Origin of the sequence: Streptomyces narbonensis (assembly GCF_014649015.1) — a bacterium.
Taxonomy (GTDB): domain Bacteria; phylum Actinomycetota; class Actinomycetes; order Streptomycetales; family Streptomycetaceae; genus Streptomyces; species Streptomyces narbonensis.
In genome coordinates this window covers 1-3177 of record NZ_BMSF01000048.1, presented here as the reverse complement: position 1 = coordinate 3177, position 3177 = coordinate 1, and the positions used below count along the sequence as shown (strand labels likewise).

Below are 3177 nucleotides of genomic sequence, written 5' to 3'. Positions count from 1 at the left end.
GGTCATCGAGGGGAGGGTGCCGTCGGACAGCACGCCTGCCGTGTGGACGACGGCGGTGAGCGGATGTGCGGCGGGGACGGTGTCGAGTACGGCAGTGAGGGCGGTGCGGTCGGCGACATCGGCCGCAGTCACCGTCACCTCGGCGCCCAGGGCTTCCAGCTCGCGTACGAGCTCGCCGGCGCCCGGTGCGTCCGGCCCGCGACGGCTCACCAGCAGCAGGCGGCGCACGCCCCACTCACGCACCACGTGCCGGGCCACGATGCCTCCCAGCGCGCCGGTGCCGCCGGTCAGCAGGACCGTGCCCTCCGGAGCGAGCCCCGGCGGCATCGTGAGGACGACCTTGCCCGTGTGGCGCGCCTGGCTGACGTGCCGGAAGGCGTCGCGGGCCCGGCGGACGTCCCAGGTGGTGACGGGCAGGTGCCGGAGGACCCCGCTCTCGAAGAGGGCGACGACCTCGGCGAGCATCTCGCCGATCCGCTCCGGCCCGGCCTCGCCGAGGTCGAAGGCCCGGTAGCCGACGCCGGGGTGGTCGGCGGCGACCTTCTCCGCGTCGCGCACGTCGGTCTTGCCCATCTCCACGAACCGGCCGCCCGGACCGAGCAGGCGCAGCGAGGCGTCGACGAACTCGCGGGCGAGCGAGTTCAGTACGACGTCCATGCCGGCGCCGCCCGACGTCGTACGGAACGCGGACTCGAAGTCCAGCGTGCGTGAGGAGGCGATGTGCGCGTCGTCCAGGCCGAGGGCACGCAGGGCGTCCCACTTCCCGTGACTCGCCGTGCCGTGGACCTCCACGCCCCAGTGCCGGGCGAGCTGCACGGCCGCCATGCCCACGCCGCCGGCCGCGGAGTGGACCAGGAGGCGCTCGCCGGGCTTGACGTCCGCCAGGTCGCGCAGGGCGTAGACGGCCGTCAGGAAGACCACCGGCACGGAGGCGCCCTGGGTGAACGTCCACCCCTCGGGCATCCGCGTGACGGTCCGCGCGTCGGCGACGACGACCGGGGCGTACGCGCCGGACAGCAGGCCCATGACCCGGTCGCCGGGGGCGAGGTGCGTGACGCCGGGGCCGGTCGCGGTGACCACACCGGCTCCCTCGGTGCCCATCAGCGCCGGATCGGGGTACATGCCGAGCGCGATGAGGACGTCGCGGAAGTTGAGACCGGTCGCCCGGACCGCGATCCGGACCTGTCCCGGACCGAGGGGCTCCGGGGCGAGCGCATCGGCGTCGCCGGGCGCCGCCGTGAGGCTCTCCAGGCTGCCGTCCGTCCCGGGCTCCAGGCGCCAGAGGGCTGGAGCGGCGGGCAGCGGCAGGGCGGCGAGCCCGTCGGCAACGGCGGGCGCGGCGGCCCGCGCCAGGCGGGGTACGAGGAGCGTGCCGTCCCTGAGCGCGAGCTGCGGCTCGCCGGAGCCGAGGGCGGCCGCGAGGGCACTGCCGAGGACGGCATCCCCGGCGGTGCGGCCGGCGGCATCCCCGTCGGTGTCCTCGGCGGTGTGGCGACCGGCGTCCCCGTCGGTGGGGCTGTCGGTGTCCTCGGCGGGGCGGCGACCGGCGTTCCCGGCGGTGTCGCTGTCGGCCAGGTCCAGCAGGACGAACCGGCCCGGGCTCTCCGTCTGCGCGGACCGGCCGAGGCCCCACACGGCGGCCTGTCCCGTCGACCGCAGGCCGTCGCCGGAACGGGCGGCGACCGCGTCGCGGGTCACCAGCACCAGCCGCGCGTCGGCGAACCGCTCGTCGGCCAGCCAGTCCTGCATCAGCGCGAGCGAACCGTGCAGGGCCTCGCGAACCTGCTCCGGCCCACCGGGGCCGGCAGCGGGGCAGGCCACCAGGACGGTCGCCGGGGCCGGAGTCTCGCCCCGGTCGACGGCCCCGCCCAGGGCGGCGAGGTCCGGGAAGGACAGGACGCCGGTGCCGGCGGCGCGCAGCGCCACGGCGAGCCCGTCGGCGTCACCGCCCAGCACGACAGCGCCGGGCAGGGGCTGCGCGGCACCGTCCCAGGCGGCCCACTCCAGCAGGTGCAGCGCGTCCGGCGTCGGGTCGCTGAAGGCGGCCAACTGCGCCGTGTCGACGGGCAGCACCGTCAGGGAGTCCGCGGCGAACACCGGCTGCCCGGAGGCGTCGGCGGCGCTCAGGGACACCGAGTCCGGGCCGGTGGGCGTCAGCCGCACGCGGAGGGCGGTGGCGCCGACCGCGTACAGGGATATCCCGCTCCAGGCGAACGGTAGCCGCGTGCCCTCGCCGAACGCCCCGCCCGCACCGGCCGCCTGCACGGCGGCGTCGAGCAGCGCCGGGTGGAGGCCGAACCGCGCGCCCTCGGCGCCCGCGACCTCCGTCGGCAGGGCCACGTCGGCGAACACCTCTTCGCCGCGCCGCCAGACGCCACGGACGCCCCGGAAGAGGGGCCCGTAGCCGTATCCGCTCGCCGCGAAGCGGTCGTACAGACCGTCCACGTCCACTGCTTCGGCACCCGCCGGGGGCCAGGCCTCCGGGTCGGCGACAGGGGCGGTGCGATCCGTACGGGCGAGCACACCGGTCGCGTGCCGCGTCCACTCCGGCTCGCCCGGCGCGTCCTCCGGGTGCGCGTGGAGCACGAAGGTACGGCGCCCGGACTCGTCGCTCGCGCCGACGGACAGCTGCACGCGGACCGCGCCGCGACGGGGCAGGACGAGCGGGGCGTCGAGGGTGAGCTCCTCGACCAGATCGCAGCCGACCTGGTCACCGGCCCGGAAGGCCAGCTCCACGAACGCCGTTCCCGGCAGCAGCACCGTGCCGGCCACCGCGTGGTCCGCCAGCCAGGGGTGCGTACGGAGGGAGAGGCTCCCCGTGAGCAGGCAGCCGTCGGAGTCGGCGAGCGCGACGGCCGCGCCGAGCAGCGGGTGCTCGGCCGCCCCGAGACCGGCGGACGTGATGTCACCGACGGCGGAGTGCTCGGGCCGCGGCCAGTAGCGCTCGGTCTGGAAGGCGTAGGTGGGGAGGTCGGGGAGGTCGGCGTTCGTCGCGTTCTTCGTGGTCGTGGTGGGGAGGACGGGTGTCCAGTCGAGGGGGAGGCCGTTGGTCCAGGCCTCGGCGAGCGAGGTGACCAGACGCTCCTGGCCGCCGTCCTCGCGGCGGAGGGTGCCGAGGCCGGTGACGGTGTCGGGGAGGGCCATGGTGAGGACGGGGTGGGCGCTGACCTCGACGAA

General features: G+C 76.4%; 1 protein-coding gene. It reads right to left on the bottom strand.

Features of this window, described 5'->3' with window-relative positions; translation table 11 throughout:
- Positions 1-3177: SpnB-like Rossmann fold domain-containing protein (locus IE124_RS33915; protein WP_189513853.1), on the bottom strand; the 3177-nt coding region annotated here is incomplete at both ends.